The sequence below is a fragment of the Billgrantia desiderata genome (assembly GCF_900108215.1).
GTDB lineage: Bacteria > Pseudomonadota > Gammaproteobacteria > Pseudomonadales > Halomonadaceae > Halomonas > Halomonas desiderata.
This window is the reverse complement of the sequence record NZ_FNVC01000004.1, coordinates 1-24,820: the sequence shown is the minus strand read 5'-3', so window position 1 is coordinate 24,820 and position 24,820 is coordinate 1. Positions and strand designations below refer to the sequence as shown.

The window sequence follows — 24,820 nt, the reverse complement described above, 5'->3', positions numbered from 1 at the left end:
ATGCATTCCCCATCGCCCATCGTGCGTCGCAAGTCGCGCCAGATCCATGTCGGCAAGGTGCCGGTCGGGGGCGACGCCCCCATCTCGGTGCAGAGCATGACCAACACCGACACCCTGGACGTGGCCGCCACCGTGGCCCAGATTCAACGCCTCGAGGATGCCGGCGCCGATATCGTACGCGTCTCGGTACCGTGCATGGACGCGGCCGAAGCCTTCGGCCGCATCAAGCAACAAGTCAACGTGCCGCTGGTCGCCGACATCCACTTCGACTACAAGATCGCCCTGCGCGTGGCCGAGCTTGGCGTCGACTGCCTGCGCATCAATCCCGGCAACATCGGCAAGGAAGAGCGCGTGCGTGCCGTGGTGGCCGCCGCCCGCGACAACGGCATCCCGATTCGCATCGGGGTCAACGCCGGCTCGCTGGAGAAGGAGCTGCAGCGCAAGTACGGCGAGCCCACGCCGGAGGCGCTGGTGGAATCGGCCATGCGCCACATCGACCACCTCGACCGCCTCGACTTCCAGGAGTACAAGGTCAGCGTCAAGGCCAGCGACGTATTCATGGCCGTGGCCGCCTATCGCCAACTGGCCAAGCTGATCGAACAGCCGCTGCATCTGGGCATCACCGAGGCCGGCGGCCTGCGCTCGGGCACGGTCAAGTCGTCGATCGGCCTCGGCATGCTGCTGATGGACGGCATCGGCGATACCATTCGCGTCTCCCTGGCCGCCGACCCGGTGGAGGAGATCAAGGTCGGTTACGACATGCTCAAGAGCCTGCGCCTGCGCAGCAAGGGCATCAACTTCATCGCCTGCCCCAGCTGCTCGCGCCAGAACTTCGATGTCATCGGCACCATGAACGCCCTCGAAGAGCGCCTGGAAGACATCATGACGCCGCTCGACGTCTCGGTGATCGGCTGTGTGGTGAACGGCCCCGGCGAAGCCAAGGAGAGCGACATCGGGCTGACCGGCGGCACGCCCAACAATCTGATCTACATCGACGGCAAGCCCGCCACCAAACTGACCAACGACCATCTGGTCGACGACCTGGAGCGCCTGATTCGCGAGAAGGTGCGCGAGAAGGAACAGGCCGAAAAGGATCTGATCGCCCGCGGGGCCTGATCCGCCGTTGACCATCAAGGAGCCATCGTTGAGCAAGTCCGACAGCAGCAAGAAGAAGATCCAGGCCATCCGCGGCATGAACGACCTATTGCCGGACCGGTCCGCCCTGTGGCAGTACTTCGAAGGCAAGGTACAGGCGCTGACGCAGCGCTACGGCTACGCCGAGATCCGCACCCCCATCGTCGAGCAGACTGCGCTGTTCGCCCGCTCCATCGGCGAAGTCACCGATATCGTCGAGAAGGAGATGTACACCTTCGAGGATCGTAACGGCGACAGCCTGACCCTGCGCCCCGAGGGCACGGCCAGCTGCGTGCGCGCCGCCATGGAGCACGGCCTGCTGCACAACCAGACCCAGCGGCTGTGGTACCAGGGCCCGATGTTTCGTCACGAGCGCCCGCAGAAGGGGCGCTACCGCCAGTTCCACCAGGTCGGCGTCGAGGCCTTCGGTCTGGAAGGCCCGGACATCGACGCCGAGGTGATCCTGCTCTCCGCCCGCCTGTGGCGGGAGCTGGGCCTTAGCGATCACGTCACCCTGGAACTCAACTCGCTGGGCTCCAGCGAGGCGCGCGCCGCCTATCGCGACAAGCTTGTGGCCTATTTCGAGCAGCACCGTGACCAGCTCGACGAGGACTCCCTGCGCCGCCTGACCAGCAACCCGCTGCGCATTCTCGATTCGAAGAACCCGGACATGGCGCCGATGCTGGCCGATGCGCCCAAGTTGATGGATCATCTCGACGACGCCTCGCGCGAGCACTTCGAGGGCCTCACCGCCCTGCTCCAGGCCGCCGGCATCGACTACGTGATCAATCCACGCCTGGTACGCGGTCTCGACTACTACGGTCGCACCGTATTCGAGTGGACCACCACCGCACTCGGCAGCCAGGGCACCGTGTGTGCCGGCGGTCGCTACGACGGCCTGGTCGAGCAGCTCGGCGGCAAGCCGACCCCGGCGGTAGGCTTCGCCATGGGCATCGAGCGGCTGGTGCTGCTGCTCGAGACCCTGGAGCTGGTGCCCGACGCCGCCCTGGGCGAGCTGGACCTCTACGTGCTGCCCATGGATGATGTCGCCACCACCCAGGCCATGCTGCTCGCCGAACGGATCAGAAGCGAGCTGCCCGAGCTGCGCCTGCAGCTGCATTGCGGCGGCGGCAGCTTCAAGAGCCGGATCAAGAAGGCCGACAGGAGCGGTGCCCGCCTGGCGCTGCTGCTGGGCGAAGACGAACTGGATGCGGGCCGCGCCACGCTGAAATTCCTGCGCGAGGAGCGCGAGCAGATGAGCCTGGATCAGGGCGCTCTGATCGACACCCTTGCCAGCATGACGACAAGCGACGAGCGCGCCTGATCGAACCGATATTGCAGTGAAAGGAGACCGCCCGTGGCGGAGCTGAGAACCGAAGAAGAGCAGCTGGAAGCCATCAAGCGCTGGTGGAAGGAGAACGGCACGGCGCTGATCGCCGGCGTCGCCATCGCGATTGCCGGCGTGGTCGGCTGGAACGCCTGGCAGAACTATCAGGAGAACCAGTCGGCATCGGCCTCCATGCGCTACCAGCACCTGGTCAACCTGACCGACAGCGGCGAGATCGACGAAGCCCGCAGCCTGGTCGCCGAGATCACCGACAATCACGGTCGCACCCTGTATGCCGATCTGGCGCGCCTGATCGACGCCCGCCTGGCCGTGGAGACCGGCGACCTAGACGCCGCCCGCGCAGCGCTCGAAGGCGTGATCGAGTCCAGCAGCCGCGACTACATGCAGGGCCTGGCACGGCTGCGCCTGGCCCGACTGCAGGTGGCCGCGGGCGATGCCGAGGCGGCTCTCGACACCCTGGCACGGGACATCCCGGCAGCCCTCGCCGCCCAGCAGGCCGACGTGCGCGGCGACGCCCTGCAGCATCTGGGCCGCACCGACGAAGCCCGTCAGGCCTGGCAGGAAGCGCTTGCCGTCGCCGAACAACGCAATCAGCCGATCTATGGCGTCCAGCTCAAGCTCGACGACCTGGGCGCCGAAGAGGCCACGCTATGAAGACGACTCTCGCTCGCAAGACCACTCTCGCTCTGGTCGCCACGCTGACCCTCGGCCTGCTGGCCGGCTGCGCCAACCGCTCGGAGCCGCGCTACACCCCCAAGGAGCTGCAGCGCTTCGAGGCCCGCGCCGAGCTGCGTAGCGACTGGCGCCAGCGCGTGGGGCAAGGCCTCGGCCGCGCCGTCTACCCCATTTCCCCCACCCTCGACGGCGGAGTGATCTATGCCGCCGACGAACGCGGCCGACTCATGGCCGTGGCGGCCGACAGCGGTGAGCGGCGCTGGCAGACCGACCTCGAGGTCGGCGTATCCAGCGGCCTGACGGCAGCGGCCGGGCAGATCTATCTGGGTACCCGTAACGGCGAAGTGCTCGCGGTCAGCCAGGCCGACGGCGAGGTCACCTGGCGCTCACGTGTCGCCAGCGAAGTGCTGGCCGCGCCCCAGCCCAACCAGCAGTTGCTGGTGGTGCAGAGCGTGGACGGCACCGTTACCGCACTGGATCGGCGTACCGGCCAGGAGCGCTGGGTGTACAACACCACCGAACCGGCCCTTACCCTGCGCGGCACCGGCACCCCGTCGGTGATCGACCCGGTCACCTTCGTCGGCTTTGCCAACGGCCGCCTGACCACGCTGGACAACCGCAGCGGTCAGCCGCTGTGGGAGCGTCGTATCGCCGTACCCCGCGGACGCAGCGAGATCGACCGTATGGTCGATCTGGGCGGCCAGCCCGTGCTGACTCCCGATGGCCGACTGTTCGTGTCCAGCTACAACGGACGCCTGACCGCCCTCGATGCGACCAGCGGCGAAACGCTGTGGGAGCGCGAGCACTCCAGCTATCAGACCCCCGTGCTGGTGGGCGATCGCCTGTTCACCGTCAACGAGGCCAGCCACGTGACGGCCTTCGACGCCCGCACCGGCGAGGAGGTGTGGCGCAACCGCGACCTCGAGGGTCGCTGGCTGACCTCGCCCGCCTTCGCCGACGGCAACCTGGTGGTGGGCGACTTCGAGGGCTACGTCCACCTGATCGACATCCAGAACGGTCGCTTCACCGCCCGTACCCGGGTCGACAGTTCCGGCATCAGCGTGCGTCCGGTCACCGACTTCCGACGTCTCTACGTGCTGACCAATAACGGCCGCCTGGAGGCCCTGGAAATTACCCGATGACACCTGTGATCGCCCTGGTTGGCCGCCCCAATGTGGGCAAGTCGACGCTGTTCAACCGCCTGACCCGTAGCCGGGATGCCCTGGTGGCAGACTTCCCGGGGCTTACCCGCGACCGCAAGTACGGTAACGGCATGCTGGGGGACAAGGCCTATACGGTGATCGACACCGGCGGCATCAGCGGCGACGAGGAGGGTATCGACGCGGCCATGGCCGAGCAGTCGCTGGCCGCCATCGACGAAGCCGACATCGTGCTGTTCCTGGTCGACGCCCGCGCCGGCCTGAACGTCGCCGACGAAGCGATTGCCAACCACTTGCGGGTCAACCAGAAGAAGACCTGGCTGGTGGTGAACAAGACCGACGGCCTGGAAGAGCACTCGGCCATGGCCGACTTCTGGCAACTGGGCCTTGGCGATCCCCGCCCCATCGCCGCCGCGCATGGGCGCAACGTCACCAGCCTGATCGAGGAAGTGCTGGCGCCCTTCCCCGAACGCGACCTGAGCATCCCGGCGGATACCGGCACCAAGGGCATCCGCATCGGCGTGATCGGTCGGCCCAACGTGGGCAAGTCGACGCTGGTCAATCGCCTGCTCGGCGAAGAGCGGGTGGTGGTGTTCGACGAGGCCGGTACCACCCGCGACGCCATCGAGATCCCCTTCGAGCGGCGCGGCAAACCCTACGTGCTGATCGATACCGCCGGCGTACGGCGGCGCAAGAACGTCAGCGAGATCGCCGAGAAGTTCTCGATCATCAAGACGTTGGAGGCGATCAAGGAGTGTCATGTCGCGATCATGGTGCTCGACGCCCGCTCGGGCCTGGTGGAGCAGGATCTGCATCTGCTCGATTACGTGCTAACCACCGGGCGTGCCCTGGTGCTGGCGGTCAACAAGTGGGACGGCCTGGAGCACGAGGCCAAGGAGAAGATGCGCGCCGACATCAAGCGTCGGCTGGGCTTCGCCGACTACGCCGACCTGCACTTCATCTCGGCACTGCACGGCACCGCCGTGGGTGACCTCTATCCCTCCATCGAGCGCGCCTTTGCCTCTGCCAACAGCCACTGGTCGACCAACCGTCTCACCACCCTGCTGCAGGATGCCGTCGGCCAGCATCCGCCGCCGCTGGTGCACGGGCGACGCATCAAGCTGCGCATGGCCCACCAGGGTGGCAGCAACCCGCCGATCATCGTGGTTCACGGCAACCAGACCGAAGCGCTGCCCGAGTCCTACAAACGCTTCCTGACCAATACGTTCCGCAAGGTGCTCAAGGTTCGCGGCACCCCGATTCGCTTCGAGTTTCGCTCTGGCAATAACCCCTTCGACCCGCTGGCCGGTGCCAGCGACCGGGAGAAAGCCAAGCAGCGCGAGTTGGGACGCACTCGGGCCGCACGCAACAAACGCCGCTGATGCCTGTCAAAACGCCCGATCGCCAGATCGGGCGTATCGCCACCCGTTCCCAGGTCTACCCTGCAACCTACCCTTAGCTTGAGTCGTTCATCCAACAGGAGGAACCGATGTTCCTGAGTCGCGTGTCGTCGTTCTTGCTGCCGCGTCGCCGTTGGCGCCTGCTGGCCCCGCTTAGTCTGTCCCTGCTGCTTGCCGGCTGTCTGGCCCTGCCCCAGACCGGTCTGTTCGCCTTTCGCCTGGCCGTGACCTCGCTGGGGGTGGAGGACGTACGGATCGGTCCCTACTCGATCCAGGCCGGTCTCGACACCAGCGACGTCGCTTCGCTGATCGCCTCTAGCCTCGGTGCGGGCAGCCTGCCGGTGCAGGCCACCCTGGCCATGGGGCTGGCGCTGCCCGTCGGCATGCCGGCGGTGGAGATGTCGGGCTTCCGCTGGACCCTGGACGTGCCCGGGGCCGATCCGGTCAGCGGCGACTACCAGCAGAACGTGACGCTGACATCGGGCGATGACACCCGCCTGCGCCTGCCGGTGGAGTTCGACGTGCTGGCCACCGACCGCCGTCGCCTGGCCCCCATGGTCGAGCTGGCCACGCAGCTGGCGAGCCAGGGCGAGCTGCCGGCAGGCAGTGAACTCGCCATCACCCCGGGCAGCCTGCGCGGCCTCGGCGTAACCCTGCCCGCCGGCCTCTTTACGCCGACCCTGCGCTTCGCCGTGGGTCAGGACGGCGAGCTGACGCCTCAGCGCTGACCTGAACTAGCTGGGGCCTCGTGGAGCCGACGCCGCCCCACCCACTGGCAGGCGAACTGCCAGGCCCCTCTGCCGCTGCGCCCGCCACGTAGCGTGGCGTAGCGGATCGCCTCGGCGCGAGCCTCGGCGTCCCAGTCCTTGGCACTGCCCAGGTGCGTCACCCAGTGGCAGCAGGCTTCCAGATAGGTGTCCTGGTTGAAGGGGTAGAAGCCCAGCCACAGGCCGAAGCGGTCGGAGAGCGAGATCTTCTCCTCCACCGCGTCGCCGTGGTGAAGCTCCTCGCCCACCAGCCGCGAGCCTTCGTTGTCGGCCATGGACTCCGGCAGCAGGTGACGGCGGTTCGAGGTGGCATAGAGCAGCACGTTGGGCGGCGGACCGGTGAGCGCACCGTCGAGCACGCTCTTTAGCGCCTTGTAGGCGTCGTCATGGCCCTCGAAGGAGAGGTCGTCGCAATACACCACGAATCGTTGCGGCTGCTCGCGCAGCTGCTCGACCAGCAGTGGCAGGCCGGCCAGATCGTGGCGATCGACCTGTACCAGGCGCAGCCCCTCAGGCGCCAGACTGTTGAGCAGGGCGCGAATCAGCGACGACTTGCCACTGCCGCGTGAGCCCCACAGCAACGCATGGTTGGCCGGCAGACCCTGCAGGAAGGCGCGGGTGTTGTCGACCAGCGCCAGCTTCTGGCGCTCGATGCCCAGCAGGTCGTCGAGGGCAAGGCTATCCCGTGGCGGCACCGGCAACAAGCGGCCGCCCAGCACATGGCGCTGCCACAGTGCTGCCACGTCCCGCGTCCAGTCGACCTCCTGCGGGGCGGGCGGCAGCCAGTGCTCCACGTGATCCAGCAGGCGACCAAGGCGTCTGCTCAACTCGGCATCCATCGGTATCTCCTTGGAAGTTCCACGGTTCGTGGTTGACGTTGTGTCGTTACGGGGTATCTTGTGGCGAACCGTCACCGACGTCCAGGGTCTCAAGGGATCTGAAGAACGAGGAATCGAACATGCGCTGGATTCGTTATGTTGCCGTGGCCACCCTGGCCCTGACCCTTACTGCCTGTGCCACCTCGCCCACCGGCCGCCAGCAGCTCACGCTGATGTCGGACGCCCAGCTCAATCAGATGGGCCGCGAGGCCTTCGATCAGTACCAGCAGGACCTGCCCCCCGCCGGCCAGGCCGAGCAGCGCTATGCCCAGTGCATCGCCGAGGCGCTGATCGCCGTGCTGCCGGAGCGCGAGCGCGACCAGGACTGGCAGATTCGCGTGTTCGAATCGGAACAGGCCAACGCCTTCGCCCTGCCCGGTGGCTACATGGGCATCAACACCGGCCTGCTGCGGGTAGCCCGCAACCAGGATCAGGTCGCCGCCGTGGTGGGGCACGAGATCGGCCACGTGCTGGCCCGTCACGCCAACGAGCGGGTCTCGACCCAGACCTCGACCCAGCTGGCCCTGTCGGTACTGGGATCCGCGGCAGGCATGCAGGGCCCCGGCGGCGAGCAGCTGATGGGCGCCCTGGGCCTCGGCGCCCAGTACGGCATCATGCTGCCCTTCTCGCGGCGCCACGAAACCGAAGCCGACATCATCGGCGTGCGGCTGATGGCGGACGCCGGCTTCGACCCGCGTGCCAGCCTCGACCTGTGGGACAACATGGGCGCCGAGGGCGGCGCCCGTCCGCCGGCCTGGATGTCCACTCACCCCAGCCACGGCCAGCGCACCCAGGTGCTGCAGCAGGAGATGGAAGGCGCCATCGCCCGCTATGAGCAGGCCAGGCAGGCGGGAAGGCAGCCGAATTGTCAGCGCCCCTGAGGAGCGCCGATGTATTGCTGCACGCCCTGAAAGCCCCATAGACGACTGGAAAACGAATGCTGAGACTAGGACTGCTGCTGCTGACCCTGCCCATCCTCGTACTGATGGGCCTCTATTTCTGGGAACTCAGCAGCGTGCGTGAATGCACCCTGATCCAGGACGGCTACTGGGACTACCTCGACGGTGTGTGCCGCTCCACCCCGCAGCCCTTCGTGCCTTGGGTGGAGCGTCAGCCCTGGCTGGTCAACGGCGGCATGCTGCTGTCGGTGGCCGGCGTGGTGCTGTGCATGGCGGGACTCTACGTCAAGCGACGCTGATACCAGCGACCGCGCAGGGCACGGCCCTGCGCGGCACTCACCTGTCGAGGAGCGACCCGCTCCTACGACTCTCCCCTTCGGCTCGTTCCGCGTTCGATAGCTCCAGCGCTACTCGTAGAGATAGCACGCCACCGAATGCTGATCGGCGACCTGCCGCCGCTGGGGCGAGACCTGCGCCTGGAAGCGCACGCTCAGGGCTCCCTCGGCGCCCTGCTCGATGCGGCCGGCTTCGGCCAGCGCCGGGTGCTTGGCTCTCATCACCTCGACCAGCTCGCGCTCCGCGGCCCCGATATCTCCCCCGCGCACCTGCAGGTGCACGTCGAGCCCGGCCACCTCGGCGCTGCCCAGGTGCTCGATCTCGCGACCGGCGATGCGCCACTCGCTCAGGGCGGTGATCACGTCGCGCCCTTCCCAGCCGCAGTGGGCCATGGCCCGGGGGCAGCGAGTGTGGAAATGGCAGCCGTTGGGCGGCTCCACCGCGCTGGGGATCTCCCCGGCGCTCTCCAGGGGCGGCTTGACCACCGCGGGGTCCGGCTCGGGGCTCGCCTCCAGCAGCAGCTGAGTGTAGGGATGCTTGCGCTCGCGCACCACCTGCTCGGTGGGCCCCACCTCGACGATCTCGCCCAGGTACATGATCGCCGTGCGATCCGCCACGTAACGGATGGTCGGCAGGTCGTGGCTGACGTAGACGAAGGAGATGCCCAGCTCGTTGCGAAAGCGGTGCATCAGGTTGAGCACCCCGGCACGGATCGAGACGTCGAGCATCGACACCGGCTCGTCGGCGACGATGAAACGCGGCTCCAGCACGATGGCGCGGGCGATGGCGACACGCTGGCGCTGGCCGCCGGAGAGTTCGTGGGGGAAGCGCTCGGCGTAGACCTCGGCCGGCTTGAGCCCGGCCCGCTCCAGCGCCTCCACCACTTTCTGGCGCAGCGCCTCACCCTCGGCCAGGCGATGAATGATCAACGGCTCGGCGACGATGTCGAAGATGGTGAAGCGCGGGTTGAGGGTCTGGTAGGGGTCCTGGAAGATCATCTGCGCCCGGCGCCGGAACGTCTTGAGTTCGCGGCCGCTGAGCTGGGCGATATCGGCCCCCTCGAAGCGAATCTCCCCCTCGGTGACATCGAGCAGGCGCACCAGCATCTCGCCGGTGGTGGTCTTGCCCGAGCCCGACTCGCCGGCCAGGCCCAGGATCTCGCCCTCGCGCAGGTCGAAGGAGATGCCGTCGACGGCATGCACCTTGCGGTCCTTGTTACGACCGCGCAGGCCGTCGAGGAAGCCCTGCTCCACCGGGAAGTGCTTCTTGAGTTCCTCCACTTCGAGCAGCAGCGGCGCCTCGCTCTCCAGGTGCTCGATGGAACCGGCACCCTGTACCGGCTCGTTCAGGCGCTCCCCCACCACCGCCCAGGTCTCGTTGAGCGCCGCCTTCACGCGAAAGGCCTCGGCCTGATCCGGATAGTGGCAGGCCGCCTGGCGCTCCTCGCCCACCGCATGCAGCGGCGGCGTTTCGCGCACGCAGCGCTCGGTGGCGAAGGGGCAGCGCTCGGCGAAACGGCAGCCCGACGGTGGATTGAGCAGGTCCGGCGGGCTGCCCGGTATCGAGATCAGCTCGCGCTGGGCCCCTTCCAGGGTCGGGAAGGCGTTGGTCAGGCCCATGGTGTAGGGATGGAAGGGCGTGCCGAACACTTCCCGCACCGGCCCGGTCTCCATGATGTGGCCGCCATACATCACCGCCACCCGGTCGCAGGTCTGCACCACCACCGAGATGTCGTGGGTGATGAACAAAAGCCCCATGCCGCGCTCGCGGCGCAGCTTGGAGAGCCGCGCCAGGATCTGCGCCTGGGTCACCACGTCCAGCGCCGTGGTCGGCTCGTCGGCGATGATCAGCTTCGGGTCCAGCGCCAGGGCCATGGCGATCACCGCGCGCTGCTTCATGCCGCCGCTCATCTCGTGGGGGTAGGCGGAGAGCCGGCCCGGGTCGATGCCCACCGCACGAAATAGCTCCTCGGCGTGGGCCCAAGCGGCTTTGCGGTCGACCTTGATGTGGGCGTTCATTGCCTCGAGGATCTGGTCGCCCACGGTATAGACCGGGTCCAGCGCATTCATTGCCGCCTGGGAGATCCAGGCGATCTCCTTCCAGCGCACCTTGCGCATGCTCTCTTCGTCGAGCGCCACCAGATCGCGCCCGTCGAAGTCGATGCGTCCGCGGGGCACCTCACCGTTGGGTGGCAGCAGCCGCAGCATGGCCTTGGCCGCGGTGGTCTTGCCGCAGCCCGACTCGCCCACCAGCCCCAGCGCCTCGCCGGGGCGCAGGTCGAAGTGAATGCCGTCGACGGCCTGCACCGGCCCTGCCCCCGTGCGGTAGTGAATGGCAAGGTCCTCGACCTTCAGCAGTCGTTGATCGGTCATCGGCGTGCCCTCAAGCGTGGGTTGGCGACCAGCTCCAGCGAGCGGGAGATGAAGAACACGGAGAGCACCGTGATCATGATGAACAGCCCCGGCGGCAGGTTCCACCACCAGGCGTCGCGCCAGGCGCCGGAGAGCCGTGCGTTGTGCAGGATGCCGCCCCAGGAGATCGACTGGGGCGGCCCCAGGCCGAGGAACGACAGCGTCGCCTCCGCGATGATCGACACACCGACGATGATGGCGAGCTCGAGGAATACCAGCGGCATCACGTTGGGGAAGATGTGTAGATACATGATGCGCAGGTCCGAGGCGCCCGCCACCCGCGCCGCCTTGACGAAGGGCCGCTCGCGCAGGCTCAGCACCTGGGAGCGGATCAGCCGCGCCACGGTGCGCCAGGTGAGCAGCGACACGGCGAGTATCACGATCAGCAGGCTCGGCTCGAACAGCAGCACCAGGATCAGCGCGAAGGGCTCGAAGGGAATGCCGTACATGACGTCGACGGTACGCATCAGCACGGTCTCGGTGCGGCCGCGGAAATAGCCGGCGACGAGCCCCACGTTGGCGCCGATCAGCACCACCAGGGCGGCGCCGATGAAGCCCACCAGCAGGGCGATGCGCGAACCGTGCACGTTCTGGCTGTAGAGGTCGCGACCGAGATGGTCGGTGCCGAACCAGTGCTCGCCGGAGGGCGGGGCCAGGCGGTTGACGAAGCGATCCGAGCCGAGGGCGAAGTAGTCCTCCCCGGTGACCATCAGGGCGCGCAGGTGACGCTCCTCTTCGCTGGGTACCAGCCGCCACTCGTCCGTCTCGCGCTCGAACACGATGCCGCTGCGGCCCACGGCGAAGGCGTGGCCTTCGTCGGTGACCCAGCCGGCGCGCATGGCGCGGGAGTCCGGGGAGTCCTGGCTCTGCCAGCGCTCGCCCACGGCGCTGCGCGCCAGCAGCGTGCCGCGTTCGCCGACGATCAGGCCGTGGCCGCTCTCGGCCAGGTGGATGTGATTGAGGTCGCGGTTGGTGGGCAGCCGCTCCAGCGACAGGCTGTCGTCGTCCGGGTCGAGGCGCAGGGTCAGGCCGCGTTCCCCCACCATCCAGGCGCTGCCGTCCGCATCCACCGCCACCGAGTTGAGCCTCATGCCGCGCCCCAGCGGACTTTCCAGTGCCTCGAACTCGCCGCTGGCAACGTCCAGGCGCAGGATCGTCTCGTCGACGCCCACCAGCAGCGCCGTGGCACCGTCGAGCCAGGTCACGCCGGTCAACGCCACCGTCACCGGTGCCTCGAGGGCCTGCCAGTCGCTGCCCGCGGCGGCATCGTCGAGCAGGGCGACGGCGCCGCCCACCCCCACCGCCAGCGCAGCGCCGTCGGGACCGATGGCAACGTCGATCAGGGTCGCGGCGAGCGGCGCCTCGAGCTCGCTCCACTCGCCATCGCGATAGCGCCAGGCGGCACCGTCACGGCCCACGGCCAGCCCCACGCCGTCGCGATAGTCCGCCGCATTGAGGGTACGCTCGCCGAGAGCGGGCAGCTGCACCCAGCGCGTCCGCTCGCCCTCGACGCTGCGCGCCAGCAGCGAGCCCTCTTCGCGCTCGTTGACCGCCAGCGGCTCATGGGTGGAGAGAAAGGGCGCGAACAGCGCCATGCCAATGATCGACAACAGCACCACGACGCCCACCAGGGAGAGGCGATCGCCGATCATGGCGCGCAGCGGTTCCTGCGCGCTCTTGAGTATGCGGGATCCGATCATTTGAAGCTCACCCTCGGGTCAAGCAAGGTGTAGAGAATGTCCACCAGCAGGTTGAGGGTGACCACGAAGGCCGCCATCACCAGGAAGCTGGCCTGGGCCAGGGGGAAGTCGGAGGTGCGCACCGAGTTGAGGATCTCGCGCCCCAGCCCCGGCCAGGAGAACACCACCTCCACCACTACCTGACCGCCAGCGGCCAGCCCCACGGTCACCGCCAGTTGGGTCACCACCGGTAGCAGCGCGTTGCGCGCGGCGTGGGCGTAGAGAATGCGCCGCTCCGGCAGGCCCTTGGCGCGGGCCATCTCGATGAAGTCCTCGCCGTACACCTCGAGCATGGTGTTGCGCATGATCAGCAGCGGCGAGCCCAGGTAGTAGAGCGCCACCACCAGCGCCGGCAGGATCAGGTGGTGGAGGAAGTCGAGGGTGAAGATCTTGTCGAAGAACCCCGTGGCCTCGTAGGGCAGCGTGCGCATGCCGCTGGTCGGCAGCCAGCCCAGCGCGATGCCGAACACCAGAATGGCGATCATGCCGGTCCAGAACATCGGCGCCGAGCGGAACATCAGGCCGACGAAGATGCCGGTGGTGTCGGTGCGGCTGCCGCGGCGCCAGGAGAGCCAGGCCCCCAGCGGTACGCCCACGGCATAGGCCAGCAGGATCGCCGGCAGCATAAGCACCATGGTGTTGCCGAGTCGTTCCCAGATGATGTCGGCCACCGGTGCGCGGTAGTGGAAGGAGTAGCCGAAATCGCCCTGCAGGATGTTGGCCAGGTAGAGGAAGTACTGCTCCCAGATCGGCCGGTCGAGACCGAAGCTGGCGCGGATGCGCTCACGCTCCTCGGGGCTCAGCCCCTCGGTGATCAGGGCGGCGGTGGGATCGGGCAGTCCCAGGCGGAACAGAAAGAACAGCAGCGTGGCGATGATGAACAACGCCATCAGACCGTGCAGCACACGGCGTATCAGATAGCTTCTGCGTGACGACATGGAAGACTCGCTCTTGACGACTGGCACTCCCTCTCACCGCCTTGTGAGCGGTGAGAGGGAAACGTACGCGGCTCGAAAAAGGCTTACCTGACCAGGCGGCCTTCGTCGTCCCAGGCGTAGCCGGCTTCCTCGAGCTCGGCCCGGGCAGCCTCCATGTCGAAGTCGAAGCGCTCGACGAAGGGGTCGTGCCAGAAGGTGTTGACTGGCGCGATCACGCTGGAGCCCACCTCGCCACGACCGTCGAGCAGCACGTTGACCATGCGCTCGCGGTCGGTGGCCATGGTCAGCGCGCGACGCACGGCACGGTCGTCGAACGGCTCACGGCGCAGGTTGTAGGTCATGTGGAAGTAGCCGAAGTCGGGCACGTTGACCACGGTGAGGTGCTCCTCACCCTCGGCCAGGCCGATCTGGCCGGGCTCCATGCGCCAGGCGGTGACGTCGATCTGGCCGGTCTGCAGGCCGGTGTAGACGCCCTCCATGTCGGCGTAGATGATGAACTCGACGCCGTCCACGGCGATCTCGTCGGCGTGGAAGTGGTCCTCGAACTTGCTCAGCGCCATGAACTCGCCGCGGTCGAAGCGCTCGTGCACGAAGGGCCCGGAGCCGACGGTGGGAATCTGCGAGGGCGAGAGCGTGGAAGCGTCCTCGATCTCCTCCCACAGATGCTTGGGCAGGATCGGGATCTGCGACAGCGAGATGCTGGCGAAGGAGGCCGACGGTTCGCTCAGGTGGAAGTGCACGGTGTATTCATCGACCTGTTCGGCCCGCTCCAGCGCGTCCAGGTAGGAGTTGAAATAGCTGTAGTCCTGGTCGAGATAGTAGTTCCAGGTGAAGGCGACGTCCTCGGCGGTGACCGGCTCGCCGTCATGGAAGGTCATGCCCTGGCGCAGGGTGACGGCCACGGTGTTGTCGTCGACCTGCTCCACCGACTCGGCGGCCCAGGGCAGCGGCTCCACGTCGGCGGAGAGACGCACCAGGCGGTCGTAGTAGAGGCGCATCCACTTCCAGCCCCACACCGAGGTGGACGCCAGCGGATTGAGGTTGTCCGGCTCCTGCGGGCCGCCGATGCGCAGGGTGGCGCGATCGCCCACCGGGCGCGCCTCCATCGGTCCCCACTCGCTGTACAGTCCCTCGCCGGCCATGGGATTGATGCCTTCGAAGGCGTCGTGATTGAAGGCCACCACCTCGTCGCGATGGAACAGCACCACCAACGGCGCGTCGGGCTTGTAGAGCTCCTGCATCTCCTGGACGATGCGCTGGCGCTCGTCCATGTCGAAGGCCTGGGACTGCTCATCGAAGAGCGCGTCGAACTCCGGATTCTCGTAGCCTCCCGGGTTGTTGCCGCCGGGGTTGGATTGGCGCGAATCGAGGGTGCTGAGGAAGAACTGCGGATCGAGGCGGTCGGTGCGCCCGCTCCAGCCCAGAATGGTCGCGTCGAAGTCCTGCTGATCGTAGAAGCGCTCCAGCGCGGTGCTGAACTCGGTGGGCTGGACGTTGACCTCGAAGCCCAGTTCGCGCCAGCGCTCGGCGATGATGAAGGCGGCTTCGTAGCGGATGGGATCGTAGGACTCGGTGGTGGTCATCAGGTCGATGGAAGCGACACGCTCCTGAGCCAGAGCCTGGCCGCCGGCTACCATTAGCCCCAGGCTTACCGCAGCGGAAACGAGTTGGATGGGCACTCCGGCCCTGATCTTGTTTTTCACTGTATTTTCCTCGGATTGTAGTTGTTATTCATGCCGATGACGCAGCCCGGCATGAATATCTCCAACCCAACCTAGGAAGCAGCGTTGAAGGCGTCAACTCATCACTTCAACGCTCGTGCCTCAGCAAATGTCGGAGCCTCTCCCTCACCGGCCCCGTCTCCGGACGCTTGTTGCGCCACAGAAAGAACGACTCCGCGGCCTGCTCCACCAGCATGCCGAGCCCGTCGATACCCCGCGCCCCGCGGGCCTGGGCCCAGCACAGGAAGACGGTGGGCTCGGCGCCGTACATCATGTCGTAGGCCGTGGCGCCCGCGGCGAACAGGTCATCGGGCAGCGGCGGCAGGTCGCCGGAAAGACTGGCACTGGTACCGTTGACCACCAGATCGAACGGCCCCGTTACCGCGTCGAAACCGCCGCCGTGGATCTCGCCCAGATCGGTGAAATCCGCCGCCAGCGCCGCGGCCTTGGCCGCCGTGCGGTTGGCCACCTGGACACGCGCCGGGCGCGTTGCCAGTAGCGGCTCCAGCACGCCGCGCACCGCCCCGCCCGCGCCGAGCACCAGGATACGCGCCCCTTCCAGCGCCACCCCATGGTGCTCGAGATCGCGCACCAGGCCGACGCCGTCGGTGGTATCGCCATAGATCTTGAAATCATTGCGGTGACCGTTCTTGCCCAACACCAGCGTATTGACCGCTCCGGCCCGCTGGGCGCGCCGGCTCAGGGTATCGCAGAGCCGAAAGGCCTCTTCCTTGAACGGCACGGTGACGTTGGCACCGCGCCCGCCCTGCACCACGAAGCGCTGCCAGGCACCGGCGAAGTCGTTCAGCGGCGCCTCGATGGCGGTGTACTCGAGCGCCTCGCCGGTCTGCGCGGCGAAGGCGGCATGGATCAGCGGCGACTTCGAATGCGAGATGGGGTTGCCGAAGACGCAGTAGCGGTCGGTCATGAAGAGATTCCTCCCCCTGTCTCTTCCCTCAGCCAGTCGCGGGGACGCAGATAATCTTCATACAGCTTCGCTTCCGGCGTCCCCGGCTCGGGCGTCCAGCCGTACTCCCAGCGCGCCAGCGGCGGCATCGACATCAGGATCGATTCGGTACGCCCGCCGCTCTGCAGCCCGAACAGGGTGCCGCGGTCCCACACCAGGTTGAACTCCACGTAGCGGCCGCGACGGTAGAGCTGGAAGTCGCGCTCGCGCTCGCTCCAGGGGGTGTCGCGCCGGCGCCGGACGATGGGCAGGTAGGCATCGAGAAAGGCGTCGCCCACCGCGCGCTGGAAGGCGAAGCAGTCGTCGAATGGCCACTCGTTGAAGTCGTCGAAGAACAGCCCGCCTACGCCGCGGGTCTCCTCGCGATGCTTCAGGTAGAAGTACTCGTCGCACCAGGCCTTGAAGCGCGGGTAGACCTCGGCGCCGAAGGGGGCGCAGGCGTCGCGGGCCACCCGGTGCCAGTGCACCACGTCCTCGTGCACCGGATAGTAGGGGGTGAGATCGAAGCCGCCGCCGAACCACCATACCGGCGTCTCGCCCTCCTTCTCGGCAATGAAGAAACGCACGTTGCCGTGACTGGTCGGCACGTGGGGGTTCTCGGGGTGCAGCACCCAGGAGACGCCCACCGCATGGAAGCCGCGACCGGCCAGTTGGGGCCGGGCCGCGGTGGCCGAGGGCGGCAGCCGGTCGCCGTGAACGTGGGAGAAGTTGACCCCGCCCTTCTCGAACACGCGACCGTGCTCCATCACCCGGGAACGGCCGCCACCGCCGGCCTCGCGCTGCCAGCTCTCCTCGCGAAACCCGGCACCGCCGTCCTCGGCGGCCAGGCCATCGCACAGCCGGTCCTGCAGGTCGAGCAGGTAGCTCTTCACCGTTTCGAGATTGGCTCGCACCTTGTCTCTCCTCGTCGCTCACTTCTCAACGCCAGCATGGCTGGCGCCGTCGTTGGCGTCGCCCGCAAACTAGGCCCGCAGCACCCGGCCGCTGCGCAGATCGCGGATGGTGCTGGGCCGGTCGAGCCCACCCAGCTCGCCTTCGACGATGGCATCCAGTTCGTCGCCGAAGATCTCGCGCACCTCGGCGGCGCTCATGGCCGAGGGTTCGCTGGCCTTGTTGGCCGAGGTCGAGACGATGGGCCCACCGAAGGCCTGGCACAGTGCGATGACGCCCTGGTGATCGCTGACCCGCAGCGCCACGCACTCATGGGCACCGCGCACCAACGCATGGGTACGGCCGTTGTCCGGCACCAGCCAGGTGTTGGGCCCCGGCCAACTGGCGACCAGCGGCGCATGCAGCTCCGGCGGCAGCCCTTCGAGCCAGGGGGCGAACTGCTCGATGGAAGCGGCGATCAGGATCAGCCCCTTGGCCGGGTCGCGCTGCTTGAGCCGCAGCAGCTGCGCCACGGCCGCGTCGTTGTCGGGATCACAGCCCAGCCCCCACACGCCTTCGGTGGGGTAGGCAATCACGCCGCCATCACGCAGCGCGGCAACGGCGGCATCCAGGGTATCGGCCACGATCATGGAGTCTCCTGCGGGCAGTGCAGCCGCCGCAGCCAGGTGGCCGCGGCGATCAAGAAAGGTCGATATGCTAGCACGCTCAGGCGGTCTCCGGCAGGCGCACCCAGCCGCCCGGGGCCTGGGCGGCACGGCCTTCGAGCTCGAGTTCCAGCAGCCGTCGCTGACAGTCGGGCACGCTCAGGCCGGTCAGGTTCACCAGCGCATCGAGGGGAGAGGGCGAGTCGCTCAGCCAGCGCAGCAGCGGATCGGCCACGCTGCCGCCCTCGGTGTCGGGCGCCTGAGAGGCAACCATGGGCCCCACCGCGGCCGCCCAGTGGCTGAGCTCCTCGAGGATGTCGTCGACGTCACGCACCAGCACCGCGCCCTGGCGAATCAGCTGCAGGCAGCCGCGGGCCTGGGGGTTGTTGATCGAGCCGGGCAGCGCGAAGACCTCGCGGTTCTGCTCCATGGCGAGCCGGGCGCTGACCAGCGAGCCGCTCTTCTCGGCGGCCTCCACCACCAGCACGCCCAGCGACATGCCGGTGACGATGCGATTGCGACGAGGAAAGAAGCCGGAACGGGCGGGTGTGCCGGGCGAGTATTCGGAGAGCACCAGTCCGCCATGATCGAGCAGCTGATGATAGAGCCGCCCATGGCGCGGCGGATAGATGACGTCGGCGCCGCAGCCCAGCACCGCCACGCTGCGCCCACCGGCCTCGATGGCGGCCTGCTGGGCCGCCCCGTCGATGCCCAGCGCCAGCCCGCTGACCACGCACCAGTCGCGGCTGGCCAGCTCGCGCCCGAAGCGGGCGGCGTTGGCGAGTCCGTCGCGGGTGGGTCGACGGGTACCGACGATGGCAAGTCCGGGCGGCTCCAGTGCGGCCAGGTCGCCGACTCCCCAGAGCAACGGCGGCGGGTCGCCGATCTGTTCCAGCAGCGTCGGCCAGGCCGGGTGGCCCGGATGCAGCAGATGCCGCCCGGGGGCGGCCATGAGCCAGGCCCGATCGGCCTCCAGCGCCTCGGTCAGCGGGCTGCGCCCCGGGTGGTCGAGCCAGTGGCGCAGCATCGTGGCCGCCTGATGCGGCAGCCGGGCCAGCCAGCCGGCGGGCCAGTCGGGGGCGGCCGCGGCGATCTCGGCCAGCCGCGCCGAGCCCACGCCCGGCAGCTTCGTCAATACCAGCCACTCCTGTTGGCCGGGCACCGTCTCTCTTGCCTTCACCGCTGCGCCACTCCCACCCCGCGCCGGGGGTTGTGCACGCGGTCGCCGACTTCAAGGGTGCGCGTCGCCTGCATCACCAGGCCGTAGCTCACCTTCTCGTAGGGCCGAAAGACCATGATCAGGCCGGCATCGGTGCCGGGCAGGCGCAGCGACTCGCCGGTGCGCGGGTCGACGATGCGCTCGCCCTGCTGCTCGACCTGCAGCACGTGCCCGGTTTCGAGACCGTCACGACGCCCCCGGTCCAGCGTCACCACCTGCAGCCGGCCGATGAAGCGCACGCCACCGGGCACCGCCAGAATGGTGCCCTGCACGTCGTGGTCGGGCGCCCGCGGCACGAACTCGCTGACCAGCTCACGCTCCTCCAGAGGCAGCACGATGTCGTCGTTGCGCACCTCCTGGCTGGCGGAGACGACCTCCATGATCGCAATGTCCTCTTCGCTGCGCTCGGCTCGCGCCCGACCGATGCTGATCAGCTCCAGACCCAGCAGTTCGCCGCTGGCGGCATCCTGGTAGCGGTCGCCCACCCGGTAGATGCCGTAGCGCAGTCCGCGTTGCAGCTCGCCGCGTGCATAGATCCGATCCCCCGCGCCGCTGATGATGCGCCGGTCGTTGCCGGCCACCACATAGGCCAGCTCGTGCAAGGCTTCGGGATCGTCGACGACCCGATGATCGCGCAGGAAATGGCGTACCGCATCGAGAGGAATCGGCTCGATGGCCTCACGCACGGGCACGCGGCGCACCTCGGGCGAGAGCCGCACCTCGCCCTGACCGCGTTCGAGCCCCAGGCAAGGGCGTCCGTTGCAGTCGTAGAGATAGACCACGTCGCCGGGGTAGATCAGGTGCGGGTTGCGAATCTGCGGATTGACCTGCCACACCTCCGGCCACTGCCAGGGATGGCGCAGGAAACGTCCCGAGATGTCCCACAGGGTATCGCCACGCACCACCGTATAGCGATCCGGCGCATCGCTGCGCAGACCCCGGTCCCAACTGAGCCCCTGGGCCTGAGCCAGCGCAGCGCAGAGCAGCAGCGCCATGCCGCCGCCCCAGCTCAGCGCGCTCTTCATCAGAGCTCTTTTCATCAGCGCTCTCGTCAGCGGCCCGCCGGGCTTCCGCTTCGTACTCTTGTGCATCCCGTCCGCTCCCCCGCCCTTCACCGCAGCTGCCCTGCGCAACGCATCCACACCCGGAACCGAGGTGCCATGCTATAGTCCAACACTATTGAATCGATATGCGGCCGCCGGTTTCACCCTGGCGCGCCAACCCCTAGAATAGGGGCAATCTCCGAATGACAGCATAACGGTGGTTCCAACGCCATGGCCAAATTGACTATCCTCGAATTTCCCGACGAGCGGCTGCGCACCAGGGCGGCGCCGGTCGAGACGGTCGATGACGAGGTGCGCCGGCTGGTCGACGACATGCTCGAAACCATGTACGACGCCTCCGGCATCGGCCTTGCCGCCACCCAGGTGGACGTACACCGCCGCGTGATCGTGATGGACGTCAGCGAGGAGCGCTCGCACCCCCTGGTGCTGATCAACCCCGAGTACACGCCGATCGGCGAAGAGCGCGAGCTGATGTCCGAGGGTTGCCTGTCGATCCCCGAGTACTATGCCGAGGTGCCGCGCGCACTGAAGGTCAAGCTCAAGGCGCTGGACCGCGACGGCAAGCCCTACGAGCTCGAGGCGGACGGCCTGCTGGCCCACTGCATTCAACATGAGCACGATCATCTCGAAGGCGTGCTGTTCGTCGACTACCTCTCGCCGCTCAAGCGCGACCGCGTGCTCAAGAAGATGCAGAAGCGTCACAAGCTGATGCAGTCTGCCTGACCCAGAACGACGGCAAACGAAGGCCGGCCCCGGTGCGCCGGCCTTCGTCGTTTGCGGCCGCCTCCGTTATGATGAGGGCAACCGTTCATTGGCAAGGCTCGACTCATGTCCCGACCTCTGCGCATCATCTTCGCCGGCACCCCCGACTTCGCTGCCGCCAGCCTGGCGGCCCTGCTGCAAAGTCAGCATCAGGTGATCGCCGTCTACACCCAGCCCGACCGCCCGGCCGGCCGCGGCCGCAAGCTCACCGCCAGTCCGGTCAAGTCGCTCGCCATCGAGCACGGGCTGCCGGTATTGCAGCCCGAGACGCTCAAGAGCGCCGAGGTGCAGGGCGAGCTGGCCGCCTTCGAGGCCGACCTCATGGTGGTGGTGGCCTACGGCCTGATCCTGCCCCAGGCAGTGCTCGACACCCCCCGCCTGGGCTGCCTCAACGTGCACGCCTCGCTGCTGCCACGCTGGCGCGGGGCGGCACCGATCCAGCGCGCCATCGAGGCCGGCGACAGCGAGAGCGGCGTGACCATCATGCAGATGGATGCCGGGCTCGATACTGGCGACATGCTGCTGGTGAAGCGCACCCCCATCACCGCGACCACCACCGGCGGCGAACTGCACGACACGCTTGCCCGGCTGGGCGGCGAGGCGATCGTCGAGGCGCTGGATGCCCTGGCAGGCAAAGGGCTCGCCGCCACTCCACAGCCCGAGGCGGGCGTCACCTATGCCGCCAAGCTCTCCAAGGCCGAGGCCGAGCTGGACTTCAGCCGCCCCGCCGCCGAGCTTGCCGCCAAGGTACGCGCCTTCAACCCCTGGCCGGTCACCTGGTGCCACCTGGGCAGCGAGCGCCTGCGCCTGTTGATGGCCGAGGTCGGCATCGCACGCGATGACGAGCCCGCCAGCGTGCCGGGCACCCTGCTGGCGCCCGATGCGGATGCACTGCGTATTGCCTGCGGCCAGCAGGGTAGCGAGGTACTGCGGGTCACTCAGGCGCAGTTGCCGGGCGGCAAGCCGCTGGCGGCCCGCGACCTGCTCAACGCCCGCCACGAGCGACTCCATCCCGGACACGTTCTCGGACAAGCCAACGAGGAGAGCGTCTGATGCACCGTTCCACGCCATCCACCCGCGCCGGCAAGTCGGTGCAGGACGGCGGCCAGGCGGTTCGCGCCAGCGCCGCTCGCGCCCTGGTGCCCGTGATCACCGCCAAGGGCTCGCTCAGCGACCTCGACGACCATCAGGTGGTGACTCGCGACCGCGCGCTGTTCAAGGCGATGTGCTACGGCGTATGCCGCACCCTGCCGCGGCTCGAGGCGCTGGCGGCACTGCTCTTGAAGACCCCGTTCAAGGCCCGCGACGCCGACGTTCAGGCGCTGCTGCTGCTGGGCATCTATCAATTGCTCTACCTGCGCATTCCGGCCCACGCCGCCGTGGGCGAGACCGCCGGCGCCGCACGCCAGCTGGGCAAGGAGTGGGCGACCAAGGTGCTCAACGGCTGCCTGCGCCGACTCACCCGCGAATCCGCCGCGCTGCAGGCCGAGGTCGACCAGGACCCGGCGGTGGCGCTGTTGCATCCGCGCTGGCTGCTCAAGGCCCTGCGCCAGGCCTGGCCCGACGACTGGCGCGCCATTGCCGAGGCCAACAATCAGCCCGGCCCCATGGCTCTGCGTATCAACCGCCGTCGCGGTGACCGCGAAGCCTACCTGGCCAGGCTGGTCGAAAGCGGCATCGAAGCGCGGCTGTGCACCCATTCCCCCGACGGCCTGGTACTGGAGAAGCCTTGCGACGTCCAGGCGCTGCCCGGCTTCGTCGAGGGCGACGTCAGCGTGCAGGACGAAGCGGCCCAGCTCGCCGCCGAACTGCTGGGGCCGGCCCTGGCGCCGCGCCCCGGCGGCCGCGTGCTGGACGCCTGCTGCGCACCGGGAGGCAAGACGGCACACCTGCTGGAACTGTTCGACATCGAGCTGCTGGCGCTGGACAGCGACGCCGTACGCCTGGCCCGGGTCGAGGATACCCTGGAGCGCCTCGGCCTTTCGGCCACGCTGGTGCACGCCGATGCCACCGGGCGCGACTGGTGGGACGGCACGCCCTTCGACGCCATCCTGCTCGACGCCCCCTGCTCCGGTACCGGCGTGATCCGTCGCCATCCCGACATAAAGCGCCTGCGGCGCGCCACCGACATAGCCAAACTGGCCGAGCTGCAGGCACGCCTGCTCGACAATCTGTGGCCCCTGCTGCGCTCCGGCGGCTCGCTGCTCTACGCCACCTGCTCGGTGCTGCGCGAGGAGAACGACGAACAGATCCAGGCCTTCCTTGAGCGCACCCCGGATGCCGTCGTCACCACTCCCGGGGAGGTGAGCTGGGGCCGGGCGGTGGGCGCCGGGCGCCAGCTGCTGCCCGAGCCCGACAGTCACGACGGTTTCTTTTATGCCAGACTGAGGAAGCAGGGCTGACGCGCCCTGCCACCGATCACTTGAGCAAGGAGCACCCATGAGCGATCACGTCTACAAGCACATCGAGCTGACCGGTTCCTCGGAGAAGGGCATCGAGGACGCCATCCAACGCGCCCTGGAAAAGGCATCCCAGAGCCTGCACGGCATGCGCTGGTTCGAAGTGGTGGATACCCGTGGCCATATCGAGAACGGCCGGGTCGGCCACTGGCAGGTCACCATCAAGGTGGGCTTCACCCTCGACTGACGGTGGCCTCACCACACGCACCTGTTACATCACCTGCGGCTGGTTTATGCTAGCCGCGGATGCTGCGGCGCCATATCGGCGTCGCAGAGTCGTTTGATGGGCCTGACAGCATATGAAGATCATCATCCTGGGGGCCGGCCAGGTCGGCGGCACGCTGGCCGAACACCTGGCCCGCGAGGAGAACGACATCACCGTGGTGGACACCGACGGCGAACGACTGCGCGAGCTGCACACCCGGCTCGACATCCGTACCGTGGTGGGCCCCGGCTCCTACCCCGTGGTGCTGCGCCAGGCCGGCTGCGAAGACGCCGACATGCTGATCGCGGTGACCAGCCAGGACGAGGTCAACATGATCGCCTGCCAGGTCGCCCATACCCTGTTTCGCACCCCCACCAAGATCGCCCGGGTGCGTGCCACTGCCTATCTCACCCGCAAGGGGCTGTTCGCCCACGAGGCGGTGCCCATCGACGTGCTGATCAGCCCCGAGCAGGTGGTCACCGACCACATCCGCCGCCTGATCGAGCACCCCGGTGCGCTGCAGGTGCTCGAGTTCGCCGGCGGCCTGGTGCAGTTGGTGGCGGTGAAGGCCTACTACGGCGGCCCGCTGGTGGGTCAGGACCTCGGCTTCCTGCGCCGCCACATGCCCAGCGTCGACACCCGGGTGGCGGCCATCTACCGCCGCAACCGGCCGATCATCCCGCGTGGCGACACCGTGATCGAGGCCGACGACGAAGTCTTCTTCATCGCCGCCCGGCGCGACATCCGCGCGGTGATGAGCGAGCTGCGCCGGGTCGACCGCGACTTCCGCCGAGTGGTGATCGCCGGCGGCGGCAACATCGGCGAGCGTCTCGCCGAACACCTCGAGCACAGCCACCAGGTCAAGATCATCGAGCATGGCCTGGAGCGCTGCACGGTGCTCTCCGAACGCCTCAACCGCACCGTGGTGCTGCACGGCAGCGCCACCAACAAGCGCCTGCTGGAAGAGGAGAACATCGAGGAGTGCGACATCTTCTGCGCGCTGACCAACGACGACGAGGTCAACATCATGTCGTCGATGCTGGCCAAGCGCATGGGCGCCAAGAAGGTCCTCACGCTGATCAACAACGCCGCCTACGTCGACCTGGTGCAGGGCGGTGAGATCGACATCGCCATCTCGCCGCAGCAGGCCACCATCGGCAGCCTGCTGACCCACGTGCGCCGCGGCGACATCGTCAACGTGCA

At 67.9% G+C, this 24,820-nt stretch carries 23 protein-coding genes; 13 read left to right on the top strand and 10 right to left on the bottom strand.

Annotated features, from left to right (window positions below; translation table 11 throughout):
• The 6 genes from ispG to C4S71_RS05380 all read left to right on the top strand — a co-directional run bounded on the left by ispG (position 1) and on the right by C4S71_RS05380 (position 6,445).
• The gene (ispG, locus tag C4S71_RS05405; RefSeq protein WP_086508126.1) at positions 1 to 1,116 is read left to right on the top strand and encodes a flavodoxin-dependent (E)-4-hydroxy-3-methylbut-2-enyl-diphosphate synthase; all 1,116 of its coding nucleotides are present in this window, start codon (positions 1 to 3) and stop codon (positions 1,114 to 1,116) included.
• A 28-nt stretch (positions 1,117 to 1,144) separates the two neighbouring features.
• Positions 1,145 to 2,458: a histidine--tRNA ligase gene (gene hisS / locus C4S71_RS05400; protein WP_255408505.1), complete on the top strand. Its 1,314-nt coding sequence runs from the start codon at positions 1,145 to 1,147 to the stop codon at positions 2,456 to 2,458.
• A 33-nt stretch (positions 2,459 to 2,491) separates the two neighbouring features.
• On the top strand, positions 2,492 to 3,136 hold the full coding sequence (locus C4S71_RS05395) for a YfgM family protein (RefSeq protein ID WP_103968468.1): 645 nt from the start codon (positions 2,492 to 2,494) through the stop codon (positions 3,134 to 3,136).
• On the top strand, positions 3,133 to 4,299 hold the full coding sequence (gene bamB, locus C4S71_RS05390) for an outer membrane protein assembly factor BamB (protein WP_086508124.1): 1,167 nt from the start codon (positions 3,133 to 3,135) through the stop codon (positions 4,297 to 4,299). The genes C4S71_RS05395 and bamB overlap by 4 nt, the downstream gene beginning before the upstream one ends.
• Positions 4,296 to 5,699 carry a ribosome biogenesis GTPase Der gene (der, locus tag C4S71_RS05385; protein WP_103968467.1) on the top strand — a complete coding sequence of 468 codons (1,404 nt, stop codon included), beginning with the start codon at positions 4,296 to 4,298 and terminating at the stop codon, positions 5,697 to 5,699. Before bamB ends, der begins: the two co-directional genes overlap by 4 nt.
• Positions 5,700 to 5,806: 107 nt before the next feature.
• Positions 5,807 to 6,445: a hypothetical protein gene (locus C4S71_RS05380; RefSeq protein ID WP_086508122.1), complete on the top strand. Its 639-nt coding sequence runs from the start codon at positions 5,807 to 5,809 to the stop codon at positions 6,443 to 6,445.
• Here the strand turns inward: C4S71_RS05380 and C4S71_RS05375 are convergent.
• Positions 6,436 to 7,323 carry an ATP-binding protein gene (locus C4S71_RS05375; RefSeq protein WP_086508121.1) on the bottom strand — a complete coding sequence of 296 codons (888 nt, stop codon included), beginning with the start codon at positions 7,321 to 7,323 and terminating at the stop codon, positions 6,436 to 6,438. The genes C4S71_RS05380 and C4S71_RS05375 overlap by 10 nt on opposite strands.
• Before the next feature lie 119 nt (positions 7,324 to 7,442).
• On the opposite strand from C4S71_RS05375, the gene C4S71_RS05370 reads away from it, so the two are divergent.
• Positions 7,443 to 8,243, top strand: a complete 801-nt coding sequence (locus tag C4S71_RS05370; protein ID WP_103968466.1) for a M48 family metallopeptidase — start codon at positions 7,443 to 7,445, stop codon at positions 8,241 to 8,243.
• Between the two features lie 56 nt (positions 8,244 to 8,299).
• Complete coding sequence (locus C4S71_RS05365) at positions 8,300 to 8,560, top strand: hypothetical protein (protein ID WP_103968465.1); 261 nt, start codon at positions 8,300 to 8,302, stop codon at positions 8,558 to 8,560.
• A 108-nt stretch (positions 8,561 to 8,668) separates the two neighbouring features.
• On the opposite strand, the gene C4S71_RS05360 is transcribed toward C4S71_RS05365, so the two are convergent.
• From C4S71_RS05360 to C4S71_RS05320, 9 genes are all read right to left on the bottom strand, one after another.
• Positions 8,669 to 10,969: a dipeptide ABC transporter ATP-binding protein gene (locus C4S71_RS05360; protein ID WP_103968464.1), complete on the bottom strand. Its 2,301-nt coding sequence runs from the start codon at positions 10,967 to 10,969 to the stop codon at positions 8,669 to 8,671.
• Positions 10,966 to 12,708, bottom strand: a complete 1,743-nt coding sequence (locus C4S71_RS05355; RefSeq protein WP_103968463.1) for an ABC transporter permease subunit — start codon at positions 12,706 to 12,708, stop codon at positions 10,966 to 10,968. Before C4S71_RS05355 ends, C4S71_RS05360 begins: the two co-directional genes overlap by 4 nt.
• Entirely contained in the window at positions 12,705 to 13,685 is a 981-nt protein-coding gene (locus C4S71_RS05350; RefSeq protein WP_086508116.1) for an ABC transporter permease, read from the bottom strand. Before C4S71_RS05350 ends, C4S71_RS05355 begins: the two co-directional genes overlap by 4 nt.
• Before the next feature lie 83 nt (positions 13,686 to 13,768).
• On the bottom strand, positions 13,769 to 15,388 hold the full coding sequence (locus C4S71_RS05345) for an ABC transporter substrate-binding protein (RefSeq protein WP_103968462.1): 1,620 nt from the start codon (positions 15,386 to 15,388) through the stop codon (positions 13,769 to 13,771).
• Between the two features lie 106 nt (positions 15,389 to 15,494).
• Entirely contained in the window at positions 15,495 to 16,334 is an 840-nt protein-coding gene (gene aroE, locus C4S71_RS05340) for a shikimate dehydrogenase (RefSeq protein WP_103968461.1), read from the bottom strand.
• Positions 16,331 to 17,266: an oxygen-dependent coproporphyrinogen oxidase gene (gene hemF / locus C4S71_RS05335; RefSeq protein ID WP_103968460.1), complete on the bottom strand. Its 936-nt coding sequence runs from the start codon at positions 17,264 to 17,266 to the stop codon at positions 16,331 to 16,333. Before hemF ends, aroE begins: the two co-directional genes overlap by 4 nt.
• A 69-nt stretch (positions 17,267 to 17,335) precedes the next feature.
• A complete protein-coding gene (gene tsaC, locus C4S71_RS05330) occupies positions 17,336 to 17,893 on the bottom strand; it encodes an L-threonylcarbamoyladenylate synthase type 1 TsaC (protein ID WP_086508112.1) in 558 nt (185 codons plus the stop codon).
• A 76-nt stretch (positions 17,894 to 17,969) separates the two neighbouring features.
• On the bottom strand, positions 17,970 to 19,070 hold the full coding sequence (gene dprA, locus C4S71_RS05325) for a DNA-processing protein DprA (RefSeq protein ID WP_103968459.1): 1,101 nt from the start codon (positions 19,068 to 19,070) through the stop codon (positions 17,970 to 17,972).
• Positions 19,071 to 19,084: 14 nt separating this feature from the next.
• The gene (locus C4S71_RS05320; protein ID WP_234240752.1) at positions 19,085 to 20,167 is read right to left on the bottom strand and encodes a LysM peptidoglycan-binding domain-containing protein; all 1,083 of its coding nucleotides are present in this window, start codon (positions 20,165 to 20,167) and stop codon (positions 19,085 to 19,087) included.
• Positions 20,168 to 20,401: 234 nt separating this feature from the next.
• Here C4S71_RS05320 and def point away from each other — a divergent pair, with 234 nt between their 5' ends.
• The 5 genes from def to trkA all read left to right on the top strand — a co-directional run.
• A complete protein-coding gene (gene def / locus C4S71_RS05315) occupies positions 20,402 to 20,914 on the top strand; it encodes a peptide deformylase (protein WP_103968457.1) in 513 nt (170 codons plus the stop codon).
• Between the two features lie 105 nt (positions 20,915 to 21,019).
• Entirely contained in the window at positions 21,020 to 22,006 is a 987-nt protein-coding gene (gene fmt, locus C4S71_RS05310) for a methionyl-tRNA formyltransferase (protein WP_103968456.1), read from the top strand.
• Complete coding sequence (rsmB, locus tag C4S71_RS05305; RefSeq protein ID WP_086508107.1) at positions 22,006 to 23,355, top strand: 16S rRNA (cytosine(967)-C(5))-methyltransferase RsmB; 1,350 nt, start codon at positions 22,006 to 22,008, stop codon at positions 23,353 to 23,355. Before fmt ends, rsmB begins: the two co-directional genes overlap by 1 nt.
• A gap of 37 nt (positions 23,356 to 23,392) precedes the next feature.
• Entirely contained in the window at positions 23,393 to 23,599 is a 207-nt protein-coding gene (locus C4S71_RS05300) for a dodecin (RefSeq protein ID WP_086508106.1), read from the top strand.
• A gap of 112 nt (positions 23,600 to 23,711) precedes the next feature.
• Positions 23,712 to 24,820 (top strand): Trk system potassium transporter TrkA (trkA, locus tag C4S71_RS05295; protein WP_103968455.1); only part of this gene is annotated, 1,109 nt, incomplete at its 3' end.

What these genes read in the sequence shown, in the direction of transcription:
- ispG (WP_086508126.1), top strand. Translation starts at nt 1, where the DNA reads ATGCATTCCCCATCGCCCATCGTGCGTCGCAAGTCGCGCCAGATCCAT.
- bamB (WP_086508124.1), top strand. Translation starts at nt 3,133, where the DNA reads ATGAAGACGACTCTCGCTCGCAAGACCACTCTCGCTCTGGTCGCCACG.
- der (WP_103968467.1), top strand. Translation starts at nt 4,296, where the DNA reads ATGACACCTGTGATCGCCCTGGTTGGCCGCCCCAATGTGGGCAAGTCG.
- C4S71_RS05380 (WP_086508122.1), top strand. Translation starts at nt 5,807, where the DNA reads ATGTTCCTGAGTCGCGTGTCGTCGTTCTTGCTGCCGCGTCGCCGTTGG.
- C4S71_RS05375 (WP_086508121.1), bottom strand. Translation starts at nt 7,323, where the DNA reads ATGGATGCCGAGTTGAGCAGACGCCTTGGTCGCCTGCTGGATCACGTG.
- C4S71_RS05370 (WP_103968466.1), top strand. Translation starts at nt 7,443, where the DNA reads ATGCGCTGGATTCGTTATGTTGCCGTGGCCACCCTGGCCCTGACCCTT.
- C4S71_RS05365 (WP_103968465.1), top strand. Translation starts at nt 8,300, where the DNA reads ATGCTGAGACTAGGACTGCTGCTGCTGACCCTGCCCATCCTCGTACTG.
- C4S71_RS05360 (WP_103968464.1), bottom strand. Translation starts at nt 10,969, where the DNA reads ATGACCGATCAACGACTGCTGAAGGTCGAGGACCTTGCCATTCACTAC.
- C4S71_RS05355 (WP_103968463.1), bottom strand. Translation starts at nt 12,708, where the DNA reads ATGATCGGATCCCGCATACTCAAGAGCGCGCAGGAACCGCTGCGCGCC.
- C4S71_RS05350 (WP_086508116.1), bottom strand. Translation starts at nt 13,685, where the DNA reads ATGTCGTCACGCAGAAGCTATCTGATACGCCGTGTGCTGCACGGTCTG.
- aroE (WP_103968461.1), bottom strand. Translation starts at nt 16,334, where the DNA reads ATGACCGACCGCTACTGCGTCTTCGGCAACCCCATCTCGCATTCGAAG.
- tsaC (WP_086508112.1), bottom strand. Translation starts at nt 17,893, where the DNA reads ATGATCGTGGCCGATACCCTGGATGCCGCCGTTGCCGCGCTGCGTGAT.
- C4S71_RS05320 (WP_234240752.1), bottom strand. Translation starts at nt 20,167, where the DNA reads ATGAAAAGAGCTCTGATGAAGAGCGCGCTGAGCTGGGGCGGCGGCATG.
- def (WP_103968457.1), top strand. Translation starts at nt 20,402, where the DNA reads ATGGCCAAATTGACTATCCTCGAATTTCCCGACGAGCGGCTGCGCACC.
- fmt (WP_103968456.1), top strand. Translation starts at nt 21,020, where the DNA reads ATGTCCCGACCTCTGCGCATCATCTTCGCCGGCACCCCCGACTTCGCT.
- rsmB (WP_086508107.1), top strand. Translation starts at nt 22,006, where the DNA reads ATGCACCGTTCCACGCCATCCACCCGCGCCGGCAAGTCGGTGCAGGAC.
- C4S71_RS05300 (WP_086508106.1), top strand. Translation starts at nt 23,393, where the DNA reads ATGAGCGATCACGTCTACAAGCACATCGAGCTGACCGGTTCCTCGGAG.